This window comes from Vibrio aquimaris, from assembly GCF_009363415.1.
In the GTDB taxonomy this organism is placed as follows: Bacteria; Pseudomonadota; Gammaproteobacteria; order Enterobacterales; family Vibrionaceae; genus Vibrio; species Vibrio aquimaris.
Map to the genome: position 1 here is coordinate 296,266 of NZ_CP045351.1, position 23,624 is coordinate 319,889.

At 41.5% G+C, this 23,624-nt stretch carries 21 protein-coding genes and 1 riboswitch; of the genes, 11 read left to right on the forward strand and 10 right to left on the reverse strand.

Features of this window, described 5'->3' with window-relative positions; genetic code table 11:
* Positions 1-27 precede the first annotated feature (27 nt).
* Positions 28-1,299, reverse strand: a complete 1,272-nt coding sequence (locus tag FIV01_RS15915) for a DEAD/DEAH box helicase (RefSeq protein WP_152431981.1) — start codon at positions 1,297-1,299, stop codon at positions 28-30.
* A gap of 36 nt (positions 1,300-1,335) precedes the next feature.
* Positions 1,336-1,911 (reverse strand): acyl carrier protein phosphodiesterase, encoded by a 576-nt coding sequence (locus FIV01_RS15920; protein ID WP_152431982.1) that lies wholly within the window; start codon positions 1,909-1,911, stop codon positions 1,336-1,338.
* Positions 1,912-2,474: 563 nt separating this feature from the next.
* Here FIV01_RS15920 and FIV01_RS15925 point away from each other — a divergent pair.
* Positions 2,475-3,680 carry an aromatic amino acid transport family protein gene (locus tag FIV01_RS15925; RefSeq protein WP_152431983.1) on the forward strand — a complete coding sequence of 402 codons (1,206 nt, stop codon included), beginning with the start codon at positions 2,475-2,477 and terminating at the stop codon, positions 3,678-3,680.
* Positions 3,681-3,827: 147 nt separating this feature from the next.
* Positions 3,828-4,961, forward strand: a complete 1,134-nt coding sequence (gene msrB, locus FIV01_RS15930) for a peptide-methionine (R)-S-oxide reductase MsrB (protein WP_152431984.1) — start codon at positions 3,828-3,830, stop codon at positions 4,959-4,961.
* Between the two features lie 133 nt (positions 4,962-5,094).
* Here msrB and dbpA read toward each other — a convergent pair whose 3' ends face one another.
* Both dbpA and folE read right to left on the reverse strand, forming a co-directional pair.
* Positions 5,095-6,471 carry an ATP-dependent RNA helicase DbpA gene (gene dbpA, locus FIV01_RS15935; RefSeq protein WP_152431985.1) on the reverse strand — a complete coding sequence of 459 codons (1,377 nt, stop codon included), beginning with the start codon at positions 6,469-6,471 and terminating at the stop codon, positions 5,095-5,097.
* 109 nt (positions 6,472-6,580) lie between these two features.
* Positions 6,581-7,234 (reverse strand): GTP cyclohydrolase I FolE, encoded by a 654-nt coding sequence (folE, locus tag FIV01_RS15940; protein WP_152431986.1) that lies wholly within the window; start codon positions 7,232-7,234, stop codon positions 6,581-6,583.
* Positions 7,235-7,487: 253 nt separating this feature from the next.
* On the opposite strand from folE, the gene moeA reads away from it, so the two are divergent.
* The 4 genes from moeA to FIV01_RS15960 all read left to right on the forward strand — a co-directional run bounded on the left by moeA (position 7,488) and on the right by FIV01_RS15960 (position 11,514).
* Complete coding sequence (gene moeA, locus FIV01_RS15945; RefSeq protein ID WP_152432753.1) at positions 7,488-8,723, forward strand: molybdopterin molybdotransferase MoeA; 1,236 nt, start codon at positions 7,488-7,490, stop codon at positions 8,721-8,723.
* Positions 8,724-8,731: 8 nt separating this feature from the next.
* The gene (gene moeB / locus FIV01_RS15950; RefSeq protein ID WP_152431987.1) at positions 8,732-9,481 is read left to right on the forward strand and encodes a molybdopterin-synthase adenylyltransferase MoeB; all 750 of its coding nucleotides are present in this window, start codon (positions 8,732-8,734) and stop codon (positions 9,479-9,481) included.
* Positions 9,482-9,531: 50 nt separating this feature from the next.
* Positions 9,532-10,362 (forward strand): sulfurtransferase, encoded by an 831-nt coding sequence (locus tag FIV01_RS15955; protein ID WP_152431988.1) that lies wholly within the window; start codon positions 9,532-9,534, stop codon positions 10,360-10,362.
* An 80-nt stretch (positions 10,363-10,442) separates the two neighbouring features.
* A riboswitch (FMN riboswitch) is annotated at positions 10,443-10,584 on the forward strand.
* A 216-nt stretch (positions 10,585-10,800) separates the two neighbouring features.
* Positions 10,801-11,514: a riboflavin synthase subunit alpha gene (locus FIV01_RS15960; RefSeq protein ID WP_152431989.1), complete on the forward strand. Its 714-nt coding sequence runs from the start codon at positions 10,801-10,803 to the stop codon at positions 11,512-11,514.
* 70 nt (positions 11,515-11,584) lie between these two features.
* Here FIV01_RS15960 and FIV01_RS15965 read toward each other — a convergent pair whose 3' ends face one another.
* Together FIV01_RS15965 and FIV01_RS15970 are read right to left on the reverse strand one after the other, a co-directional pair.
* Positions 11,585-11,773, reverse strand: a complete 189-nt coding sequence (locus FIV01_RS15965; RefSeq protein WP_114786377.1) for a hypothetical protein — start codon at positions 11,771-11,773, stop codon at positions 11,585-11,587.
* 650 nt (positions 11,774-12,423) lie between these two features.
* Positions 12,424-14,169 carry a bifunctional metallophosphatase/5'-nucleotidase gene (locus FIV01_RS15970; RefSeq protein WP_152431990.1) on the reverse strand — a complete coding sequence of 582 codons (1,746 nt, stop codon included), beginning with the start codon at positions 14,167-14,169 and terminating at the stop codon, positions 12,424-12,426.
* A gap of 197 nt (positions 14,170-14,366) precedes the next feature.
* Here FIV01_RS15970 and FIV01_RS15975 point away from each other — a divergent pair, with 197 nt between their 5' ends.
* The gene (locus FIV01_RS15975; protein WP_152431991.1) at positions 14,367-15,998 is read left to right on the forward strand and encodes an ATP-dependent endonuclease; all 1,632 of its coding nucleotides are present in this window, start codon (positions 14,367-14,369) and stop codon (positions 15,996-15,998) included.
* 40 nt (positions 15,999-16,038) lie between these two features.
* On the opposite strand, the gene FIV01_RS15980 is transcribed toward FIV01_RS15975, so the two are convergent.
* Together FIV01_RS15980 and FIV01_RS15985 are read right to left on the reverse strand one after the other, a co-directional pair.
* Complete coding sequence (locus FIV01_RS15980; RefSeq protein ID WP_152431992.1) at positions 16,039-16,611, reverse strand: YceI family protein; 573 nt, start codon at positions 16,609-16,611, stop codon at positions 16,039-16,041.
* Positions 16,608-17,147, reverse strand: a complete 540-nt coding sequence (locus FIV01_RS15985; RefSeq protein WP_152431993.1) for a cytochrome b — start codon at positions 17,145-17,147, stop codon at positions 16,608-16,610. Before FIV01_RS15985 ends, FIV01_RS15980 begins: the two co-directional genes overlap by 4 nt.
* 397 nt (positions 17,148-17,544) lie before the next feature.
* Here FIV01_RS15985 and FIV01_RS15990 point away from each other — a divergent pair, with 397 nt between their 5' ends.
* On the forward strand, positions 17,545-18,180 hold the full coding sequence (locus tag FIV01_RS15990) for a hypothetical protein (RefSeq protein WP_152431994.1): 636 nt from the start codon (positions 17,545-17,547) through the stop codon (positions 18,178-18,180).
* A gap of 254 nt (positions 18,181-18,434) precedes the next feature.
* Here the strand turns inward: FIV01_RS15990 and galE are convergent, their stop codons facing one another.
* Positions 18,435-19,445 (reverse strand): UDP-glucose 4-epimerase GalE, encoded by a 1,011-nt coding sequence (galE, locus tag FIV01_RS15995; protein ID WP_152431995.1) that lies wholly within the window; start codon positions 19,443-19,445, stop codon positions 18,435-18,437.
* A 226-nt stretch (positions 19,446-19,671) separates the two neighbouring features.
* Here galE and FIV01_RS16000 point away from each other — a divergent pair, with 226 nt between their 5' ends.
* The 3 genes from FIV01_RS16000 to FIV01_RS16010 are packed head-to-tail and all read left to right on the forward strand — an operon-like array spanning position 19,672 to position 22,053.
* On the forward strand, positions 19,672-20,406 hold the full coding sequence (locus FIV01_RS16000) for a 5-oxoprolinase subunit PxpA (RefSeq protein ID WP_152431996.1): 735 nt from the start codon (positions 19,672-19,674) through the stop codon (positions 20,404-20,406).
* A 10-nt stretch (positions 20,407-20,416) separates the two neighbouring features.
* The gene (locus FIV01_RS16005; RefSeq protein WP_152431997.1) at positions 20,417-21,124 is read left to right on the forward strand and encodes a 5-oxoprolinase subunit B family protein; all 708 of its coding nucleotides are present in this window, start codon (positions 20,417-20,419) and stop codon (positions 21,122-21,124) included.
* The gene (locus FIV01_RS16010) at positions 21,121-22,053 is read left to right on the forward strand and encodes a 5-oxoprolinase subunit C family protein (protein ID WP_152431998.1); all 933 of its coding nucleotides are present in this window, start codon (positions 21,121-21,123) and stop codon (positions 22,051-22,053) included. The genes FIV01_RS16005 and FIV01_RS16010 overlap by 4 nt, the downstream gene beginning before the upstream one ends.
* A 92-nt stretch (positions 22,054-22,145) precedes the next feature.
* Here the strand turns inward: FIV01_RS16010 and FIV01_RS16015 are convergent, their stop codons facing one another.
* Positions 22,146-23,585: an FAD-dependent oxidoreductase gene (locus tag FIV01_RS16015; RefSeq protein WP_152432754.1), complete on the reverse strand. Its 1,440-nt coding sequence runs from the start codon at positions 23,583-23,585 to the stop codon at positions 22,146-22,148.
* Between the last annotated feature and the right edge of the window lie 39 nt (positions 23,586-23,624).

A 23,624-nucleotide genomic window follows, 5' to 3' on the forward strand; every position in this document is an offset into this window, starting at 1 on the left:
CCCTTTGATATATCAAAATGAACAACTTTATTTATTTGGCTTCTTCTTTCCTCTATTAGAATGAATTTTCATTTGAGCCTTAAGTTTTCGCTTCTCCGCAGAACGGCTTTTGCTGCGCTTAGTTTGTTTCAGCTCATTGTCTCCCGTGTCTTCCAAGCTGGGCTCAAAACCTTGTAGCCATTCTTGCGGCAAACGAGTATCTAAAAGCCTTTCAATTGCGGCAAGTAGATACTCCTCATCTTTACTCATCAGAGAAATAGCAATGCCTTCATACCCTGCACGACCAGTCCGCCCAATACGGTGAACATAATCTTCTGCTTTATAAGGCATATCGTAGTTTATAACTTGCTCTAGCTGATTGATATCTAAACCTCTAGCCGCTACGTCAGTCGCTATCAATGCCCTCACTTTGCCGGATTTAAAATCATCAAGCGCTTTTTGACGAGCGCCCTGGCTTTTGTCTCCATTGATTGATGCCGCAACAATGCCATCTAGCTTTAGTTCCTTAGCCAGAGAATCACTACCCTGCTTGGTTTTGGTAAAGACGAGCACCTGATGCCAGTTTCGAGAACCAATCAAATAAGCGAGTAATTCAGCTTTTCGCTTTTTATCGACGGGATATACCACCTGCTTAACAGTTTCCGCAGTGCTATTGGATGGCGTGACTTGAACTTCAACAGGTTCATTCATCAGTCGATAGGCAATAGCTTTAATCTTCTTATCAAAAGTTGCTGAAAAAAATAGAGTCTGACGATTAGCATTTATCTGTTTAAGAATACGTTGCACATCAGGCATAAAGCCCATATCCAACATACGATCAGCTTCATCGAGTACCAAGTATTTAGTTTTTTTTAAGCTTATATTTTTGCAGTACAGATGATCCAGTAATCGACCTGGCGTTGCAATAAGGACATCGCACCCATATTCAAGATTACGAGTTTGCGTATTGATACTGGTTCCACCATATGCGGTGACAATTTCTATCTTTGTTGACTCGGCATAAGCGGTAAGACTCTCGAATACTTGCTGCGCCAACTCTCGTGTCGGAACAACAATCAAAGCCAGTACGTCGTTAGATTGCCGATCTCGCTCATCACTAGCGTCTAATATTTTATTCAGTATTGGCAGCCCGAAAGCCGCTGTTTTGCCTGTTCCTGTTTGCGCTCCAGCAAGCACGTCTTTTCCTTGCATAACAACAGGAATTGCTTGCTCTTGTATCTGTGTCGGAGTGCTAAACCCCAATTTGTTTAGAGTTTTGGTTAAAGTTGGAGATAAGCCTAATTGGTCAAATGAAGGCATGTTAGATTTCCGGATAAAACAGGGACTAGTATTCTATCAAAATCTTTTCGAAGCGTTTAGTATCTCAGGATATAAAACATGGAAAATGCTTTTCAAGCAGTCATAGTGCAGATCTAACGTATCAGAACAGGAAACTAGCTCTGCCATTCTAGGTGAGCGTGTTGACATCCTTTGCAACGCCAAGTGTATGTTTTCCATGCTTTGGTAAGATTCTAACCATCGGCCTTTCCACATCGCCTCGGTGACAACCATAAATCTTTCGGGTAGAACTTGGTCACACTCTTCACGAACTTTATATTCTGCCTTTTGGCAAAAATCGCTCAGATTACTCTGATGGTATTGCTGCCACTCTAATGCAAGACAATGGTCCCAAAACATATCAAGAGCAATACCAGAAAATCGCCTACGCCTACCAAGAAATAGTTGTTTTGCTATTCTAACTTGGTCATGGCCATCCGTCATGCTATCCACATAACGATGCAACTTAATACCTTGCACTATCGAAGGGGTAAAACGAGAGGCTGGATCACCTTTGACGAAATCACCAAGTAAGTTACCCAGTAAACTTGACTGACAGTACGATGCGATATGCAAATGGGCAAGATAGTTCATCAGTTTCTACAAAATAAAAAGACAAGTACCATAGAAGCACAAAGCCAGCGCTTTTGCACTGGCTCTTTCTTGGTATGAATGTATAAAAGATGATTAATTTAACGTATCATCTATCAGCTCATCGGTTACCCACTCATAATCTGACAAGGTAAAACCTATTTCCATCGCATCTATTAACTCAAGACATTCATCGTTTACGATTTGGTCGCTCATTCTGACCTCCCTTGTATACATCGTTTCTAAAGACTTATTTCCAAGTCTCAACTCGACTATAAAGTTTACCCAACCGTTTTACACCAACTTTATGACATTTTTTTGAAAAAATGATGTTCAGAAGCTTTGAGTCATCGATTGGTTTTTGATCATCCTGAACAGGATGAACTCCACTTTATCGTGAAAAAAATGTAAAATATAAATTACACCAATGATCAAAAATATGTACACAACACTTGAAATGAAATCCTTTTTTTTACAAAATGCGTTATTCAATAAGATATAAAACGTAGTTTGTCATGTGCAAAAGCGTTAAGACCCACAATAAATAACTGTAAAGAAAATAATACATGAAGAAATCAAAAGTACTAGGCAGCACCTTGATCATTGCCGGGACGACCATTGGAGCAGGAATGCTAGCTCTACCACTGGCTTCTGCTGGGATAGGGTTTTCGTCATCACTGATTATTATGTTTGCACTTTGGGCATTGATGTCATACACCGCACTATTAATGGTTGAGTTGCACCAGCATGCGGACTCAAGTGCTACTCTGCACACTCTTGCTAAACAGTTTTTGGGAAGTAAAGGTAAATGGGTAGCTAGTTTCTCTATGCTTTTTCTGTTTTATTCTTTATGTGCGGCCTACATAGCCGGCGGTGGTGCTCAATTTGGTCAACGCCTAGCTTATTTTACGGGTTTTGAGTTAAGCGGTACTTCATCGACAGTTTTATTTACCTTTATCGTAGCTTCAGTGGTAACCATAGGCACGAGTACCGTAGATAAGGTGAACCGAGTCCTATTTGCTGTAAAGCTGATCGCTATGGCCACAGCACTGAGCTTTCTCGCCCCAAACGTGACTGAGTCTTATCTCCTTAGCATGCCAATAGAGCAAGGCTTAATTGTGGCTGCTATACCGGTTATTTTTACCTCTTTTGGCTTCCATGGCAGCATACCTGCGATCGTCAATTACCTAGATGGCAACACACCATCACTTCGAAAAGCCATCATTATAGGCTCTTCTATTCCATTGATCATTTATGTGTTTTGGCAAATCGTTACTTTAGGCGTAGTCAGCCAAGATACATTGATAGAGAATCAAGGCTTAAGTGGACTTATTGCGACATTATCAACCAAAGTTCATCAGTCAAACCTAAGCCAGACTATTGGTGTGTTTGCAGATCTTGCTCTATTGACTTCGTTCTTGGGTGTTAGCTTAGGCTTATTTGAGTTTTTGGGCGATACCTTCAACAAAAAGAAAGCGTCATCCAACCGCATTATCATAGGCGCAATCACCTTCTTGCCACCTATGGGCTTCGCTCTGTTTTACCCACAAGGTTTTATCATGGCTTTAGGTTACGCGGCCATATCTCTCGCAGTTCTCGCCATTTTCCTTCCTGTTTTGATGGTAAAAAAAGCCCGCGTGAGTCAAAACAATCAGCAAACATATCAGGTTATTGGCGGCAATCTAGGACTTATGATTAGTGGGTCAGTCGGCTTAGTGATCATTACCGCTCAAATCCTGATTACTACTGGCGTTCTTCCCTCTTTGGGCTAGTCCAATAATATCAATCAAATACAGGCAACCTTAGGTTGCCTTTTTTGTACCCTACGACTCGTATTGTTAAAAAGTCATATTAAATGCAATTTTTTTGTGTTCTCACCTTTCTTATTAGTCAAAGACAAAGTATTCGAAGAGGTTGATATGAAAGTTAAGTCGAAGATAGTCCTTTCTGCCCTTGCTCTGATGGCAGCCCTAACGTCATTTTTAGGCGCCGCTAAAACAGAAGTAAACACTAAAAACGTAAATGGTTATGAAATAGCAACCCTAGCGGGAGGCTGCTTCTGGTGCACTGAATCTGATCTAGAAAAGCTCAATGGTGTAATCGACGTAGTGTCCGGCTACTCAGGTGGTGAGCTGGAAAATCCTACATATAAGCAGGTCTCTTCCGGTAAATCAGGGCACATTGAAGTCATTGAAGTGAAATTTGACCCAAATACTGTCAGCTACGAACAAGTGCTCGATCAGTTCTTTCGTCACATAGACCCAACGGACAACAAAGGGTCCTTTGTAGACCGAGGCCCTCAATATCGTCCAGCGATTTTTTATCATAATAATGAGCAAAAGCAGATTGCGAGAGATTTTATGGATGAAATTGAGAGCCTTGGAATCTTTAAAAAACCACTCAAAACGGAATTGATCAAGTTCTCCAAATTCTGGCCGGCAGAAGCCTACCACCAAGACTATTACAAACATAACAAAATTCGTTATAACTACTATCGCTATGCCTCAGGGCGAGATCAGTATCTTAATGATATATTTGGTGATGACAGAGAGAAAAACCCTAAAACACTGCGTCAATTGATTGATGAACATAACGCCGTTGCCAATGTGAAGCCGTATAAAAAACCATCGGATAAAGAAATTAAAGACAAGCTAACCAGTTTACAGTACTACGTAACACAAAAAGAAGGCACTGAGAAAGCCTTCAATAATGAATATTGGGATAACAAGCAAGAAGGCATCTACGTTGATATAGTCTCTGGCGAGCCGCTATTCTCTTCAACTGATAAATACAAATCAGGTACAGGGTGGCCAAGCTTTACCAAGCCGATTAACGAAGGATACATAGTGACTAAAACCGATTACTACCTTGTTTATCCAAGAACCGAGGTTCGAAGTCGCTTTGCGGACTCTCATTTAGGTCACGTATTCAAAGACGGCCCTGCCCCAACTGGATTGCGTTATTGTATGAACTCAGCAGCAATGAAATTCATTCCCAAGGAAGAATTAGAGCAACAAGGTTATGGCGAGTACCTGTATTTATTTGCTAGCTAAAAACGAATAAGCCAAGCCATCCGGTTTAGGCTGGCTTAATTTTTTCTTTACGAGCTACTCATAGTAGACAATAAGACTTTCGATAAGAAAGTCTTATTTTGTTAATAGAATGATTACTTATTGGGTTGTGCCGTTACTTCATGATGCGAGCTTTAAAATCCCGGCCTTTCATTTTTCCGTTTTGAAGCTGTTTAAGGGCTGGCTTTACAAGATCATGCTCGACCGCAACATATGAAACCATAGGTAAGATTTTTATTTTGCCTATCTTCTTTCCATCCAACCCCGCTTGCTTAGTTAGCGCACCTAAGATATCACCAGCTCGAACTTTTTGTTTTTTGCCGCCCAAAATCTGAATAGTTTGCATCTTGGGGTAGAAAGGTTTTTCAATAGGCTTCTCAGGTAGATTTACTGGCGAAATTTCAATGTCCATATACTCGTCAATTTGAGCAACACGATACGACTCTTTGGTACTAAAAAAGCTAAACGCCATACCTTTCGCCCCTGCACGCCCTGTTCTCCCAATGCGATGGACATGAACCTCTGGATCACGAGATAACTCATAGTTAAAGACCGCGTCTAAGTTATCGACATCCAGACCTCGAGCGGCCGCATCCGTTGCAACTAAAATTGAGATACTTTTATTGGCGAACATCGTCAGCGCTTGTTCACGGTCACGTTGCTCCATATCACCATGAAGTTCTGTAACACTAAAGCCTCGATAATTCAGTTCATCGGTGACATTTTGAACTTCTTTTTTGGTATTACAAAACACAACTGAAGACTCAGGTTTGTGGGTTAAAAGCAAAGCTTCAAGTGCTTCATCACGTTCTTTTAGCGTCTCAAGTAGAAAAAATTGCTGTTCAATAGTGCTTAGCTGATGAGTTGACTCAACTTTGACCATCTGTGGTTCTTGCATCACTTTTGATGCTAATGTTTCAATATTGGCGGGAAAAGTAGCACTAAACAATAGCGTCTGTCTTGTTTTAGGAGCTTGTGCAGTAATCGCATCAATGGCCTCTTCAAAGCCCATTTCCAACATTCTATCAGCTTCATCCAACACTAGAGTGTTAAGCTCATCTAAATTGATGCGACCTTTTGATAAATGATCAAGTATTCGCCCTGGGGTGCCCACCAATATATGGGCTCCATGTTCAAGAGAACCAATTTGTGGGCCCATGGGCATCCCGCCACATAAAGTTAATACTTTGATGTTGTGAATTCCACGAGCAAGCATGCGAATCTCTTGAGCGACTTGGTCAGCTAATTCACGAGTTGGACACAACACCAATGACTGAACACGAAAGCGCTTTACCTTAAGATTACTGAGTAACCCCAACGAAAAAGTCGCGGTTTTCCCCGAACCAGTTTTACCCTGCCCTATGACATCTTTCCCCTGCAATACAATAGGTAATGCTTGCTGTTGTATCGGTGTCATTTCAAAATAATTTAAACTATCTAGTGTCTCAATCAATTCAGTTTTTAGGTTAAGACTCTTAAATGTGTTGCTCATAAAAAAACCTTTAAGAATGGTCAGGTCCATTGTTGGTACTGACCGTAAAAAGCAAAAAACCGCTTCATACAAGAAGCGGCTCATAAAAATAGTTGGCTTAGTTTATTACCTAGCGTATTCCATGCAAAAACTCATGTCTTGTGGCAGGATTGCTCTTGAAAATACCACCAAGGGCTGTAGTCGTAGTTTCACTAGTTGCATCCATGACTCCGCGTGATTTAACACAGTAGTGAGTGGCATCAATAGTCACAGCAACATCATCAGATTCGAGCAAAGTTTGCAGAGCAACCAAGATCTGCTGGGTCATTCGCTCTTGGACCTGAGGGCGCTGAGCGAAAAACCTCACAATACGGTTAATCTTAGATAAGCCGATTATTTTTCCTCGGGGAATATAGGCAACGGTCGCCAGTCCGTCTATGGTAACGAGGTGGTGCTCACACGTACTGGTCACTGTGATACCTTTAACACGTACCATTTCACTCATGTCCATTTTGTTCTCAATGACAGTGATTTTAGGAAAATTTGAATAATCCAGACCAGAGAAAATTTCATCGACATACATTTTGGCGATTCGATGTGGTGTTTCTTCAAGACTATCGTCTGTAAGGTCGAGTTCCAATAGAGTAAGAATTTCACGCATATGATGCTGAATTTTTTCTTTTTTCTCTTCTCGGTTCATTTGATTTGGTAACATTGGCGTCTCTAACCCACGGTTCTCTAGCGCTTCTTTTACCAATTTTGCAGATTCACTCAGACCTGACATCCTACTTCCTCTCAAAGTTTGTTTGCCGTTTTAACATCAACCTATGGTATCTGTTGTTCCAAAAAGTCACTCAATCTGAGTGGCTACGAACCTCACCCTAATGGGTAAGATTTTGGGAAAGCTAGGATACTCGTATTTTTGCACAATTACACCCATATTTTATCAATGGCTTTTATTGTAGCTGCCATTATCTATGGTACGATAATCATTAACGACATTAGTAACAAAACAACAATAATACAGAGGCGATATGATGGGTTGCTGTGACGCGCCTGGCTTAATGCCAATCAATGATGCGATAGCTAAGATGCTAGCATCAATTAAACCAGTTCAAACAGACTTACCACTCCCGTTGCTCGATGCGATTGGCTATGTGCTCGCAGAAGATATTAACTCTCCCATTTTCGTCCCACCTTTTGCAAATTCTGCCATGGATGGATTCGCTGTACGCATTGAGGATTTAGGCCAAAATAAAGCCTTACCTGTGGCCGGTACATCTTATGCTGGGCAACCTTTTAGCGGGACTTGGCCGAAAAATACCTGTGTGAGAATTATGACCGGAGCCCCAGTTCCTAAGGGTTGTGACGCTGTCATTATGCAGGAAAAAGCACAAGTGACAGACCAAGGCGCTATCTTTGAGGCATCGAACATCCAGCCACAAAGCAATATTCGACCAAAAGGCGACGATATAAAACAAGGTGACTTGGTTTTGCCCAAAGGCGCTCGATTGACGGCTCGAGATATCCCTATGATTGCCTCTTTGGGCATTAGCCATGTTAATGTTTTTCGAAAGCCACGCGTCGCTTTTTTCTCTACTGGTGACGAATTAGTCTCATTGGGTGAACCTCTCCAATCAGGGCAAATATATGATAGCAACCGCTATGGTATAAAACCTTTGATTGAAAACTTCGGTTGTGAGGCCATAGATCTAGGTATTATCCCTGATAGTCCAAGCGAGCTAAAGTCTACTTTTGAAAAGGCCCAAGCATTGGCTGATGTTGTCGTGACTTCTGGTGGCGTCAGTGTTGGTGAAGCAGATTACACAAAGCAGATACTAGCAGAAATCGGAAATATTGATTTTTGGAAACTGGCGATCAAGCCAGGTAAGCCATTCGCTTTCGGCTCTTTAACAAACGCATGGTTCTGCGGACTTCCAGGAAATCCGGTATCAGCGGTCGTCACTATGTACGTTTTAGTTCAACCTCTACTAGCAAAATTAGCAGGACATTCTCAATGGAAAGCACCTGAATCGATACCGGCTGAGTCGCGCTCTGCCTTTAGAAAAGTTCCCGGACGCACAGATTACCAAAGAGCCATATATAGTATTGAAAATGGTCAATTCTTTGTTGAAAGTACGGGCAATCAAAGTTCAGGAGCATTCCGTTCTATGAGTCTCGCCAATTGCTTTGCAGTGCTTGAGCAAGACCGTGGGCATGTTGAAATAGGTGACACTGTCAACATTCAACTGTTTAATCCTTCACTCTATTAGGAATTGATTTGACCATTCTCTCTGATCAAGAAATGCTGCGCTATAATCGCCAAATTACTCTCAAAAGCTTTGATTTTGAGGGGCAAGAGGCGTTAAAACAAAGCAAAGTCCTTATTATTGGTCTTGGCGGTTTAGGGTGTGCTGCTAGCCAGTATTTAGCCGCCGCCGGCATCGGCAGTTTAACGCTTATCGATGACGATGTGGTTGAATTGTCTAACCTTCATCGGCAAGTCTTGCATCACGACAGTAACCAAGGGCAATACAAAGTGAACTCTGCAACTGAGTCGCTCAAACAATTGAACCCTCACCTAAATATTCACTCCATAGCCAAGCGATTAGATGAACCAGATTTAGAGTATGAGGTTAGTCAGCATACACTAGTCCTTGATTGTTCTGACAACCTTGATACTCGAAACCAGCTCAACCGACTTTGTTACAAACTCAAAGTCCCCCTAGTATCAGGCGCAGCGATAAGAATGGAAGGACATATAAGTGTCTTTACCTATAAGGATAAATGTCAGCCATGTTATCAATGTCTGAGCTCTCTATTTGGAGACACTAATTTGAGCTGTGTGGAGTCAGGCGTTATGTCGCCTATCGTCGGTATTATCGGTACAATACAAGCACTAGAAGCAATCAAGCTTATCGCAAATTTTGGTCAACCTAAACAAGGCATGTTGTTACTTATGGATGGCATGACCATGTCATGGCAAGAGCTGAAAGTATCCAAGCAAAGTAGCTGCATTGTATGTAGTTAAATTTTCTAAACGGCCAAACACAAACTCACCAAGTGTAAATAAGGAAATTTATGTCACCCATTATCACACCAAAACAGTTAAACGAACTGCGTAATACTGGAAAGCTCTCTATCCTCGACGCAAGTATTGATTTCCAAGCCCCATCGGCCCCTACAAATGACAAAGTAAATATTATCCCGGGTGCCATTCGTTTCGATTACGATAAAGTCTTTTGTGATATTGACTCGTCACTTCCGCATATGATGCCCACTGAAGAGCGCTTTAACACGCTTGCATGCGACTTAGGGTTAAATCAAGACTCCATTATCGTTGTGTACGACAACAGCGGCACCTTCGCTTCACCGCGAGCTTGGTGGATGTTTAAAGCAATGGGACATAAAGAGGTGTATATACTCGATGGCGGCCTAACAGAATGGAAAAACTCAGGTCTCGAAACAACGACTTCTTATGAGAAGATTTCATTAAAAGGTAATTTTATTGGTCAACTAAACTCCAATTATTTTGTCGACTCTAATTTTGTGTTGAGCCATATAGATGATTCAACTTGCCAAATCGTTGATGCTCGTTCTCAAGAGCGCTTTAAGGCAAAAGTTGCTGAGCCAAGAGTGGGCTTACGTTCTGGACATATCCCTAACTCGATATGTCAGCCATTTCTTGAACTAATAGATGGGCATAAGCTCAAATCACCCACTGAGCTAAAGCAAATCTTGTCCACCTCTCTTGATCAAGCAAAAGCAAAGTATATATTTAGCTGTGGTTCTGGTGTCACCGCCGCTATTGTTTTAGTTGCCGCTCAAATTGCAGGTTACCGTGACTTATTGGTATACGATGGCTCTTGGACAGAATGGGGAGCAAATTCCGATTTGCCAATTGAGAGCTAGAAATCATAGCCTTAAACCAGCCTCACTTTCCAATTAGGGATAAATCTATTATTCTGCCATAATCCAAACTTGGACCTTACAACTATTCTCAGGGCGGGGTGCAACTCCCCACCGGCGGTAAATCTCATCGAGATGAGCCCGCGAGCGCTCGATGTTTCGAGGTCAGCAGATCTGGTGAGAAACCAGAGCCGACGGTTATAGTCCGGATGAAAGAGAATAAGAGCCAACACTTACTCTGACTTATTAGAGTGACCTATGCTGGCTCTTGTATCACATCGCCCTGATTCAGGTTAACTATCTAGGAGTCACCATGAATCAGATTCAGTTCATACGTCGAATTGCATATTTCATCGCTTCCAAGCTTGTTCTATCAACCATAGCCACCAAGCTTTGTCAGAGCCTCTATGCCTTCATAAACATCAAATCGGAGCAGCACTAATGTTTACTGGAATTATTTCCTCAATCGCCGCCATTCAGGACATAGAGGATCATAATGGGATCCGTACTTTCGACATTGAGTTTGAACAAGGCTTTTGCAATGACCTTGACATAGGAGCAAGTGTAGCTGTCGATGGTGTGTGCTTAACCGTCACCAAGCTGCTACCACCGAACAAAGCCTCATTTGATGTAATGCTGCCAAGTATTCGGCTCACCACGCTTGGAAGCTGTAACGCAGGCACAAAGGTAAATGTGGAGCGGGCAGCGAAAGATGGGGCAGAAATTGGCGGACACCCTCTTTCTGGACATATTGATGACAAAACTAAGGTCGCTGAAATTGAAACAATAGAAGATAATTACCGTCTTAGGCTTGAGCTTCCACCATCACTTAAGCCCTATATTTTTCCAAAAGGATACATAGCGATAAATGGTGCTAGCCTTACAGTTTCTGAAGTCGATAAATCAAGCAATTGGTTTGAGGTTTGGCTCATCCCTGAAACTCGCCGCCAAACGACATTTGAAGAAAAAGCTCTCGGAGATTATGTCAATATTGAAATTGAACGAGGGACTCAAGTGGTGGTCGATACCATCAGAAATACATTAACTGATGCTCTAGGGCCACTTTTGCCTGAATTTGAACGCTATCTAACGACTAAAAATAGCAGTATTGACTCCCTGACGAGTACCACAGTCAGGCATATTTCTAAAAAGTAAACTCACCAAAATTAAAAAACGCCAACATTACTGCTGGCGCTTAAGTTCACTATCGATAGCATTACTATTGCTATCGATACAGACCTATATCTTTTTGAATATGACCAGACATATCACCTGCATAGTACGTATGAGGAGTATTGTCTGTAAAAAGAATATCGAATAGGTGTGCAATCAATCCTTTGAATGAAACCGTATAGGTTTTTTTGTCCATAGAGATAGGTGCTTCAATAGTTCCGATGTGCATTGCTTGAGCCATGATTTCCTCTCTATAAATTGGGTTAACTTGTTTCGATGAGTGAATATTAGTCAATAATTTGCTGTTCAAAAAATGACAAATTTTCAGTCTTGACATTAGTTTTTCTAATGAAACAAGACATTAACATTAAGTAAAAATAAAATGCACTAAAACTGCAAAATTATGAAGATAAACATAGACATTATGCATAGAATGTTTCTTTGTCAGTTCGAAGAATCTTACGTTCACATTTTGTTTACATTGAAAATTTTAGCTTTAATTAATCGGTACTTACTGTTGATTGAAGAGTTTGTGAATAGTGATTTTTAACCCACCTAAGAGTTACAACCTGATGATCGAATTATGACATGTCTATTACAACTGAAGTGTTACTATTTAAGTATTTTGGAACAAGAAAATAGAATAGATATATTTATCTATTTTTAAGAGAAAAGTGCTGCAGAAATCTTGCCGTAGTTAAAATCGAACAGAGATTAAATGGTTTGCGGGGAGATCCTCCCCACAAACTGACCTTTGGCATTTATATGCCGCCAGACGGGATGAAGTAAACCAGCGCTGACCAAACTCCTACCCAGCTGACTACAACCACGATATCGAACCAATTTCTCTTTAGCATAGGTCCCCCAAGTTAACATTAGCTCAATGGATGACTAGCAACCTTTGTGCCACCAAATTTGCTGTGTCAGTTGGGGGGCATTAAGCTCATTCGGATTATCTTTGAGTAGCTCAATAAAACAATCCGTCATGGACCAATCTGTAACAATTTCCTCTCCGTCCATATTCAATAAGGCATCGAACCCTTCCTTGCCTTTCATTGTATAAGCTGAGGATGTACCTAAATAATATTTCTTATTATCAATTGGTTGCCAGCCTTCGATTGGAGTGTATATTTGAAGTTCAACAATTCTTTTCCCTATCGGTGCTTGGCCTAAATATTTAAAATTAAGGTTATGTGTATATGGATAAGAACCATCACCAGTCCCCTTAACTCCATTATTCAGCGCATTGTTTATTGCCCCTTCGAGTGCCGCGGCAATATCCTTCCCTCTCACTTTATAAACACCAACAGGGACGGCAAATGGGAGCAGTTTTCCGGCAATATCAGCAACGGAAACATTACCTTGGTGCAGTGAGTTCCTTACTCCCCCTGCGTTATGAATAGCGAAGTCCACACTATAACCAAGCTTACTCATCGAATAAGCAAAAGACTTAGCAACAATAGGTGCCAATTCACTTGCACCAAGTTCATCCGGAACTCTGACATGACGCATTGGCCGACCTGCCACAGCAATCATTTGGTTCTGCAATTCTCGAACTCGAGGTAAGTACCTATTATTCAAAATCGCCTGAACATTAAGATCTTTCTTACAAACAATCACATTAGGATGATTGTCAATAAATTGACGAGCTAGATTATATGGCGCTTGATCCGTTGCACTCGTCATTCTGGCGTCCAAGAAAACACGCCGACCGAGTAAGAGTTCGTTTTTTCCGGTAAACTTAATAACGTTACCCTTCTCATCAAAGTCAATATCACAATGTCCCATGCTAAGGGAGTGATAACCTGCTTGAACAATGTAAGTATCATTAACGACCATTCCATAGTCATCGTCTTTTTTAAGCCCTAAAGCGCTAAAGTCACCTTGCAAGCGATGGCTATGCCCACCGACGATAATACTTATCCCATCAACCTTTTCGGCCAAATCAAAGTCGGCTTCATAACCCATATGGCTCAGTAAAATTATCTTGTTGATTCCCTGAGATTTAATTGCCTCAACCGTATTTTTCGCTGTTTGTATTGAATCAGTAAAGGGCGTGTCATGGTCAGGGTTCGATATATCGGACATTTTATCAATCGCTAACGAGAAGATAGCGATGGGCTCTTCCTGAACATACTTTATAATCCAACTGGCCGTTTGAGTTTTAGGATCAAATGAATGTACATTCTCACTATCTCGGAGCCTGTATGTTTTGTCTCTCATTTCTCCAGAAAGATCCCAATTGCCCGCCAGTAAAGGAAAATTAATTTGCTTTACAAATTTGGCGACAGGCAGGTTACCCATGTCTAACTCATGATTGCCCAAAGCCATAGCGTCAAGGTTAAGTGCATTAAGCATTTCTGCATTCGCCTCTCCCTTAAACAAAGTAAAATACAAAGTGCCCTGAAAGCAGTCACCCGCATGAAGAAACACCATCTCTCTGGAATCACAAAGAGTGGATTCGAGCTGCTTTTTTCGAGTGGCTATTCTGGCAAAGCCCCCTGCACTAACATAGGGTGATATATCTTGCTTTGGTAGACTAATCGATAGTTGAAGTGAGGTAGGTTCGAAGTGTGAATGGGTATCATTTATGTGCACAAGTCTAATTTTTGACATCTTATTCTTTTTATATTTCATATTTATCTCTCATTTTCACACACATAATACATGGACACTTATGACAAATTCATTAACTTTCATGTTTTTATTGGTTTACAAAATACATATGGCTAGATTAAGGGGATAAATATTTTTAACTTTGTGAACTAACCTTCTGCTTCATAGAGCTTTTTCTATTATGCTCATAAGAAGGATAGCTCACTTGGGATCGGTTAATGCTTCTAGAGCGGATAGAAATTTCCGGCTTTCGTGGAATCAAGCGACTTTCCATCGCATTTGAAGAACTCACTACCCTTATTGGAGAAAATACCTGGGGTAAATCATCACTACTGGATGCTCTTGCGGTTGCACTACCACCGAAGGGCATACCATATCAGTTCGAAATGGCTGACTTTCACGTCGATTACTCCGTTGCTCATCCTCAAACACAACATCTACAAATTGTATTGAGTCTAGTTTCTACTGACAAAAAAGAAATAAATTCCGGTCGTTACCGAAAAGTCAGGCCTGTATGGATTCAAAACGCTCAAGGGACAAACAAAATCATTTATTGTTTGAGTGCGAGTCGAAATGGGCATGAAGTAAAAACACGATACTCATTTCTGGATAACCAAGGGAACACACTTCCATTACATCACTCAGAAAAACTTGCTCAAGAACTGATGACCCTTCACCCTGTTATAAGACTGAAAGACTCTCGCAGATTTGAAAGGCCTATAAATTTTAACGGTGATGATAATGACCGAATCGAAAAGCGAATCAACAATACATGTCGGCGCTTGATGGCGGTTCCTGGCCACGTAAATAAGGGCGAGATGAAAAGCAGTTTAAATTCGATGAATGTGTTGGTTGAACACTATTTTTCATTCAAATCCAACACGCGTAAAAACCTTCGCAAGCAGAGAGATGGCATTTTCTTTAACAGCTCACCGAACAACAAAAGTATTTCTCAAGTGGTCGAAGAAACTCAAAGCAAACAAACTAGGTTATTGTTTATGGGTTTGCTTAACGCTTACTTGCAAGCAAAAGGGCCGAATAAGTTACGTCGATGTGCTAGACCATTACTTATTCTTGAAGACCCAGAAGGTCGACTTCACCCGACCCATTTAGCCAGAGCTTGGAGCCTGCTTCAATTATTGCCAATGCAAAAAATTCTTACTACCAATAGCGGTGACCTACTCGGACAAGTCCCCCTTAACAGTATCCGCCGTTTGGTGAGGCAGTCTGATAGAACCATTACCACTTACCTTCCCGCTCAAGGTTTCTCCAAAGATGAACTTAGACGAATTGGATTCCACATAAGATTCCATCGCTCTGGTGCACTTTTCGCTAGGTGCTGGCTTCTAGTAGAAGGGGAAACAGAGGTTTGGTTATTCAATGAGCTTGCCAATCAATGCGGTTACAACCTCGCTGCTGAAGGTGTACAAATTATCGAGTTCGCACAATCAGGGTTAAAGTCCTTGGTTAAAATAGCAAAAGCATTTGGAATTGATTGGCATGTGGTCACCGATGGTGATGCCGCAGGTAAAAAATACGCTTCCGCAGTTAGAGCTCAATTAGATAATGATCAAGAAAGGCATCGCTTAACAGAACTGCCTGATCGAGATATTGAACATTATTTATATAACAATGGTTTTGAGGCGTTTTTTAAAGATATGGTCCGTATACCTTTAGATCATCCAATTCCGCCCAAAAAAGTGGTCACCAGAGTTCTGAAAAAGTTTGCGAAACCTGACCTTGCACTTGCTATTGTTTCATACTGCGAGACGAAAGGGATGGATTGCATACCATTATTGATTAGGTGGACGTTAAAACGCGTTGTCACGATGGCGAACGGAAATACATAGAAATATACCTCTGACAAAATCATCAGAGGCATCTTGTTTGTTACTTTTTGATACCTTCGACATGCAGCTCCATGTCAACATAGCTGGAAGAACCCACTACCGGAATTTTAAAATCAGCCAGCTCGAGACGAACTTTGCCATCAAAGCCGGCCCTTTCACCACCCCATGGATCCGCTCCTGCTCCAATAAACTGAGCGTCTATTGTGATTGGTTTGGTAACGCCATGTAGATTTAAATCGCCATTAACCTCGAGCTTACCATCTCCTTTATCGACAACACTTGTGCTTTTGAATGTCGCTTTGGAGAACTTTGATGCATTGATGAAATCGCCGCTACGTATATGTTTGTCTCGTTCTGCATGATTAGAGTCTAGGCTGGTAGTATCAACGGTAACTGATATTTTAGAAGCACTCACATTTTTAGGGTCATAAGAAAAATCACCTTCAAAGTCATTGAATCGACCTTTTATAAAGCTATACCCTAGGTGACTTACTTTAAAGTTGATCGATGCATGAGCACCTTTAGTGTCAATAACGTAGTCCGCTGCACTGGCTCCAAATGGCAGCCACATAACGAAAGCCGCTAGTCCAGTAGCGAATACCTTTTTTTTCATTTTAAAGCTCCTATCATCTTACGTAGAGTATTATCTTTGTTTATCACGTGGTGTTTGATCGCAGCCGCAGCATGTGCTCCTGCCATCAGAATAAGTGCCCAAGCACAATAGAAATGTATTTCTCCAGATATATCAGCCTGATTTTCAAATAATGCCCCTAGGCTTGGGACTGCAAACCAATCAAACACATCAATACTTCGCCCATCCTCTGTAGAGATTAGGTATCCAGAAATAAATAGTGTCAGCAAGGCTAAGTACATCAAGAAATGGACCAGCTTGGCGGCGATAACTTCATACGGCTTACCTTCAATATCGGGCGAAACTGTTGCTTTCTTCCATACGATACGAAATATGGTCAACCCCGCAAGAAGTATCCCGATAGACTTATGCCAATGAGGCGCAGTCTTATACCATTCACTGTAGTAACTTAAATCAACCATCCATAGCCCAACTGCAAACATACCGGTAACAACAACCGCAGATGTCCAATGGATAGCTCTGGTAACTGGATTGTAGTTTTTAACTTCTGAACTCATAGCTCTTATCCAATAGTAAACGCATCTCTTTATCAACTAGACTATCGTCTAGGTTATTCCTATCACAGATTATTTACCCATCTTTACATTCATAAAATCATCCTGAGTTGATCAAGTTGTTCAAAAAAATTGATGACTAATTTTTGGCCCCGAGTACTGAGCCATATTACCCAGAACTGACATGATCATAACTGTGATCAAGAAAGACGATAAATGTTTAGTCGATATTGGAGATATAGCAACATAACAAATAACACTCTTTGTAGTGTTGTGACGCAACTTCAATCTTAACCATAAACCTCTAAAAATGTTTAATATTTTTATATCCAAATGTAACTAATTACGAAATTCACGTGCTAACATTTTTGATAGTATCGCAACGTTTTGGAGAATCACCTTGCTGTTGGACTTGTTGATAAAGAGTGTTAATGAGTTTCAGACAGATTGTATGAGGCTCTACCAGAAACATTACCCAAATATTCATAGTGAGGGGATGGATGAGCACCACTTGAGTTTAGCCTTCTCCCGTCGGCTATCCCGTACATTGACGAAATTCGGCCATGACTGTGAATATGTAGCCTTAGGCTCCACTGCTCATTTCAACCCTATCCATCACTACAGAATTACCTCTGATGTAGGAACAGTATGGGTCTTAGCGTCTCATATGGTCACAGGTGGCAACATGTGCAGAAAAACGTTTCTTCAAGCCATAGATCATTGGCAAGGGGAATACTCGTTTGCCATTCAACCTAATGATCTACTTCTACTGATTGGCGATCATTGGTTCTCACGAAATAGACAGAGCAGAGAACTGATTCATTGGTGGACAGGACAGCTACCAGATGATGTTGAACAATATACAACACAAGGTGTAAAACTATCAGAAGCCGATAGTCTGTTAGGTCATCTATTGGAAGATTGTTTCTCCTTGAGTCCATATTTTGTTAAATACACTCACCCTCTTCAACGTCCTATTGATAAACAAGCCCTTCGTAAATACGTCCAGTTGTATTGTGTCGCACAGTTGAGTTAGCGTCGCCAGTACTTCACCAACTGTTGCTAATGTTTTCACTTACAGTCATACAAGTTAGTCTAATAATATTCAAAATCTTCGGCTACCCAAACCGCTAAGGATGCAGAGCTAAAGTACAAGAGCTAGAAGGGTAACCATTACTTAAATAGGGTGAATATTGAACAAATTCAGTAGTGCTAGACAACCCATATTGTACCTCCCAGAGCTAATCACTTAGCTTAGGGAGGAGTAATTAGATAGCGGCCTTCCTATGGCTACGGATAACCTTCGGGATTATTCGACTGCCATCTCCATGTATCTGTCGTCATTTGTTCTAGAGTTCGCTCAGCTTTCCAATCCAGTTCTTGTATTGCTTTTGATGGGTCAGCCCAGCACTCCGCGATATCACCAGGCCTTCTTGGCACAATGTTGTATGGCACCTGTTTACCCGACGCTTTTTCAAAGGCAGCCACCATTTCTAGAACACTGTAGCCATTACCCGTACCTAAATTAAAAACATGAAGACCCTGCTTATTCCCTACTTTCTTCAGCGCAGCAACATGACCATCTGATAAGTCCATGACATGTATATAATCACGTACACCAGTTCCATCGGGCGTTGGGTAATCATCACCAAATACAGATAAATACTCCCTTCTTCCTACAGCAACCTGTGATACAAATGGCATTAGGTTGTTCGGTATACCCGACGGGTCTTCCCCTAAATCGCCTGACGGATGAGATCCGACGGGGTTAAAATAGCGCAGTAAGGTGATGCTCCAATCTGGATTCGCTTTCTCAAAATCTGTGAGGCATTCTTCCACCATCAGTTTGCTGCGACCATAAGGGTTTGTTGCACTAGTAGGAAAATCTTCTGTAATAGGCACGGACGCAGGATCACCATAAACAGTTGCAGACGAAGAAAAGACCAAACTCTTGACACCAACTTGACGCATTGCATCTACTAGGGCCAAGGTGCCATTAACATTGTTGTCGTAATACTCGAGTGGTTTCTCTACCGATTCACCCACAGCTTTAAGCCCTGCAAAGTGAATAACCGCTCCAATATTTTGCTCCTTCAGAACCTTAACTAAGTTTTCTTTGTCTCGTACATCACCTTCAATAAACAAAGGCTCAACACCTGTAACTTTCGCAATGCGCTCAAGCACAGACTTTTTACTGTTGTACAAATTGTCTAGAATTATCGGTGTCATGCCTGCTTCTAACATTTGAATACAAGTATGGCTACCAATATAACCTAACCCACCAGTGACTAACACATTCATAGTAATAACCTTATCATTATTTTCAATCACATAGTAAAGGATGTTTAATACGAAATATAGAGTATCTTTTTGCGCGCCACCTACAATATATCTCTCAAAGCTGAACTTAAAATAAGCTATCACAACACTGAAAATTACGTTTTAATTACAAAAATCATGAAAAAGTCGCTGATTGTCTGTTATTTTTATAACATATTGAATATGCATGACTATTGGGATCTACTCGATGACAAAACGAACTATAACTCTCAATTGCGATATGGGTGAGAGTTTCGGGATGTGGGAAATGGGCAATGATGAAGCTATTATGCCATGGGTCGATATGGCGAATCTAGCCTGTGGCTTTCATGCATCTGACCCAGATATTATGCTCAATACGATAAAACTTGCAATCAAGCACGACACTCAAATAGGTGCTCATCCAAGCTATCCCGACTTACAAGGCTTCGGTAGACGTAAGTTAGATATGGATAAAGATTCAATTACAAACATGGTGATCTATCAAGTTGGTGCTTTGAAAGCATTGGCTGAAAGTCAAAACACTCAGATTAGTTACGTAAAGCCGCATGGCGCTTTGTATAACAGCATGTTGCGCGATTTAACTATTTTTGACGCTGTGGCTGATGCTGTGGCTTGCTTTGGAGTCCCACTTATGACGTTAGCCATGAGTGACAATGAAAAGCTTCTCGACATTGCCGATAAGTATGAATTACCTTTGTTATTTGAGGCATTTGCAGACAGAGCGTATTTATCGAATGGCGAACTTGCCCCTCGCTCAATGTCAGGTTCGGTGCTGTCCCAAGAAGAAGAGATTCTCGATCAAGTCAAACAAATCGCTCAGTATGGAAAAGTTCGAACCATAGATGGATGTCTAATCCCGATAGAGGCTGATACTATCTGCGTGCACGGTGACAATGATCAAGCTATCAGAATGATACATAAAATTAGAGATGCTCTCTAAGGAGACAAAGGTGAATATAGAAACCTCTGTTGACCCTGTAGCGGAATGCTCAATACTCATTCGCTTTGAGGCCGAGTGTAGTCATAAACTTTATCTATTAATTGGTGAGATAAGCAGATATCTTTCCAATCAGCTTGGCGCCATTATTATGAATGTTACGCCATCAATGGACTCTATATTGATTGATTACCTCCCCCATAGAGTCTCTATTTTTGAATTTATACCCTATTTAGAAAAACTGGTTAAAGAGGCGATTAAAGCCCTTCCTGATAGTATCGACACTCAAGTACTCGAGCTTCCCGTATACTATCATCAAGATGTGGGTCCTGAGATTAGCCTGTATCAAGCTAAAGGTCTGAGCTTAGACGATATTATTGGATTACATACCAAGGAGGAATATACAGTATGCGCAATTGGTTTTGCTCCCGGTTTTGCCTTTCTCTCCTCAATAACTGAAGCGCTTCGTTTGCCACGTAAATCCACTCCTAGAGTCAAGTTGCCAAAAGGAAGTGTCGGAATAGCCAATAATAACACCGCCGTTTACCCCTCAGACTCACCGGGGGGATGGAACATAATAGGAAACTGCCCAACAGATTTATACACGCCTGATAAATCAACTGTTCTGCCTTTCTCTATAGGAACAAAGGTACGCTTTAAATCAATTACTAACGACGAATTTCTTCATCTTGGTGGACGCATTACGAGGGGGTGGCAGTGACTGATATTTGTGCGATCACAGCCGTTAAGCCAGGCCAACAAACGCTTATTCAAGACTTTGGACGTTTCGGGCTTGCACATTTAGGAATTACTCAAGGTGGCCCTGTAGATGATTACGCTTATAGCTGGGCAAATCATTTGCTTGGTAACCATACTAATTGCCCATCATTGGAAATTACGTTGGGACAAGCAGAGTTTCTCATTCACTCAAACTGTGAAATGGCGATCGCAGGTGGTGACTTGAATGCTAAATTAGATGGTCAACCTATTGTTAATTGGTCGACTTTTATCGCAGGCCAAGGGCAAACTCTCTCTTTTGCTCTGCCCAAGAACGGGCTACGAAGCTATTTAGCGGTAAAAGGTGGGTTTAAAGTACCCGTTCATTTGGGGAGTACGGCGACGGTCACGCGAGATCAGCTTGGCGGTATCAAGAATGGAAAGCCGGTCAACGCTGGGGATATCATTCATTTTGAGTCGCATGAAGTGATAGCTCAAACCAAACAGATGACCTTTAGATACAAGCCCGACTACAACTTACCTCTTGAATTGAGAGTAATTGAGGGCTATCAAGCAAACGACTTTTCAACGGACGCATTAGATTCTTTATACAGTCAGACATTTTGCGTTAGTAAATTGGTTGATAGAATGGGATATAGGTTGTGTGACGGTTACGTTGCCCCTCCACAAAGAGAATATCTGAGTGAAGGTATTGCACTAGGTGCAATTCAGATAACTCCAGATGGTGAACCTATTATATTACTTAACGACAGACAGACAATAGGCGGTTATCCAAAAGTAGGCTGCGTCGCCCGTATAGATCTCCCCAGACTAGCACAATCAAAACCAGGGCAAAAAGTTAGATTTGTAAGAGGAGATCTACTTGGCCTACAAGAAGTTTGGTGCCAATGGGCAAGATTTTTTGGTTACTAATATGCACGAGAGTGGTGGCCACCATTCTGAATAACGGGGTGTCTTAGCCATCAGTACATGGATTCATCAAATCAGCTTATACACGGATCAGTTTAATTGCCATATATTAACGCTAGTTCAATAGGATAATTGCGCTGAATCGCAAGCTCTTCTGCTTTTAGTTCTACGTCACGAGCAGTGAGTGACATGCTAAGCGGATGAAGAGATTCTATGCTAGAACCCCCGTAGTTAAATAACTTCCAATTATCAGCAATTCGCATAGCGGCTTCAAGGGCTGAAGAGCCCTTCACTACCTCAACTCTTGCATAGTTTTGCCCTTCAAAAGAGACATCCGCAGCACGAAGGGTTTGGTCGGTACCGGGGATTTGTTGCGCTCCAAATAGAGGGGTACCAAGTTCATGTGCCGATTTATAGCTTGGGATAAATTTCGCCATATGATCAATTGCACGGTAAGTTCTTTCTGAGGCCATGAATTTATCCCAACCGGAGTGGAGTTTCTTGGTAAGTCTTTGAGGCAACTGAGGTTGAGAACTCATACTGTTAGATGATACTAGTCCGTCGCTAAATAGAGTGATGTCCTCTGTCATTCCATGTAATTGAAAAACACCACCTGCGTATGGAGTAAGCTGTGCCATACCATTTGGCGTGCCTCTGGGACCATGGAAAACCACTTCAGGCCAAAACTCATTACATTCGTCCCAACATGTCACATAGGCGGCTTTAAATTCAACCAACCTCTCACGCGGTGCGAGCGCTAAATCATCAATCTTACCCGTTTCGTAACCGCACGCATTAACTAAATAATCGGCATCTATATGGATTGTTTTACCCTCAGCATTCAAGCATTCTAATTGCCAACCTGTATCATTTTTGTTCAGAGCAACAACTTGTGTGTCGGTATATAGTTGGCAGTTGTCCAGTGACTCTAGGACAATGGTTGCCGATGACGCCACACGAAATGCACTCCAACCATATTCTTGTACAGCTATCACCGGAAACTGCAAGGAGTCAATATCTACAGACTTGGCAAAAGGAATTACCCAATCATCAAAAGAGCTAGGTTGAGCACTCTGATTAAGTTTTGCCACTGTTTGAAGGTCATCATAGCTATACAATTTATAATAATCTGCCGGTAACCCAAGGACTTGATTTCTGTTGTCAGCATCGACCAACTTCTGATAACAAGATTTGATGGTCTCTAAGCGCTCAATAAGGTCGTGTGGATTCCCACTATCACTTTTAGGTACAGCGATAACGGTAGGACGCCGATTGATTGTATGAGGATATAGACGTACAGAGTCGATAGATTGCTTTAGTAATTCTATACACTGATCGGCCGAAATATCTCTGTATAAGTTTCCTCCAGCATGCAAATGACAAATAGGCGGACCACTCACTAACGAGGGCGATTTTTCAACCAGCACAACGTTCAAGCCTATCTCAGCCAGATGCAAAGCTGACGTAGAGCCAGCAATACCACCTCCGATGATTGCTATGGTAGGCCTATCCGATTTTTTGTTTTCTTCTAACATATGTGACGCTAATTTGCTCATTATCAGTACATTTTACTG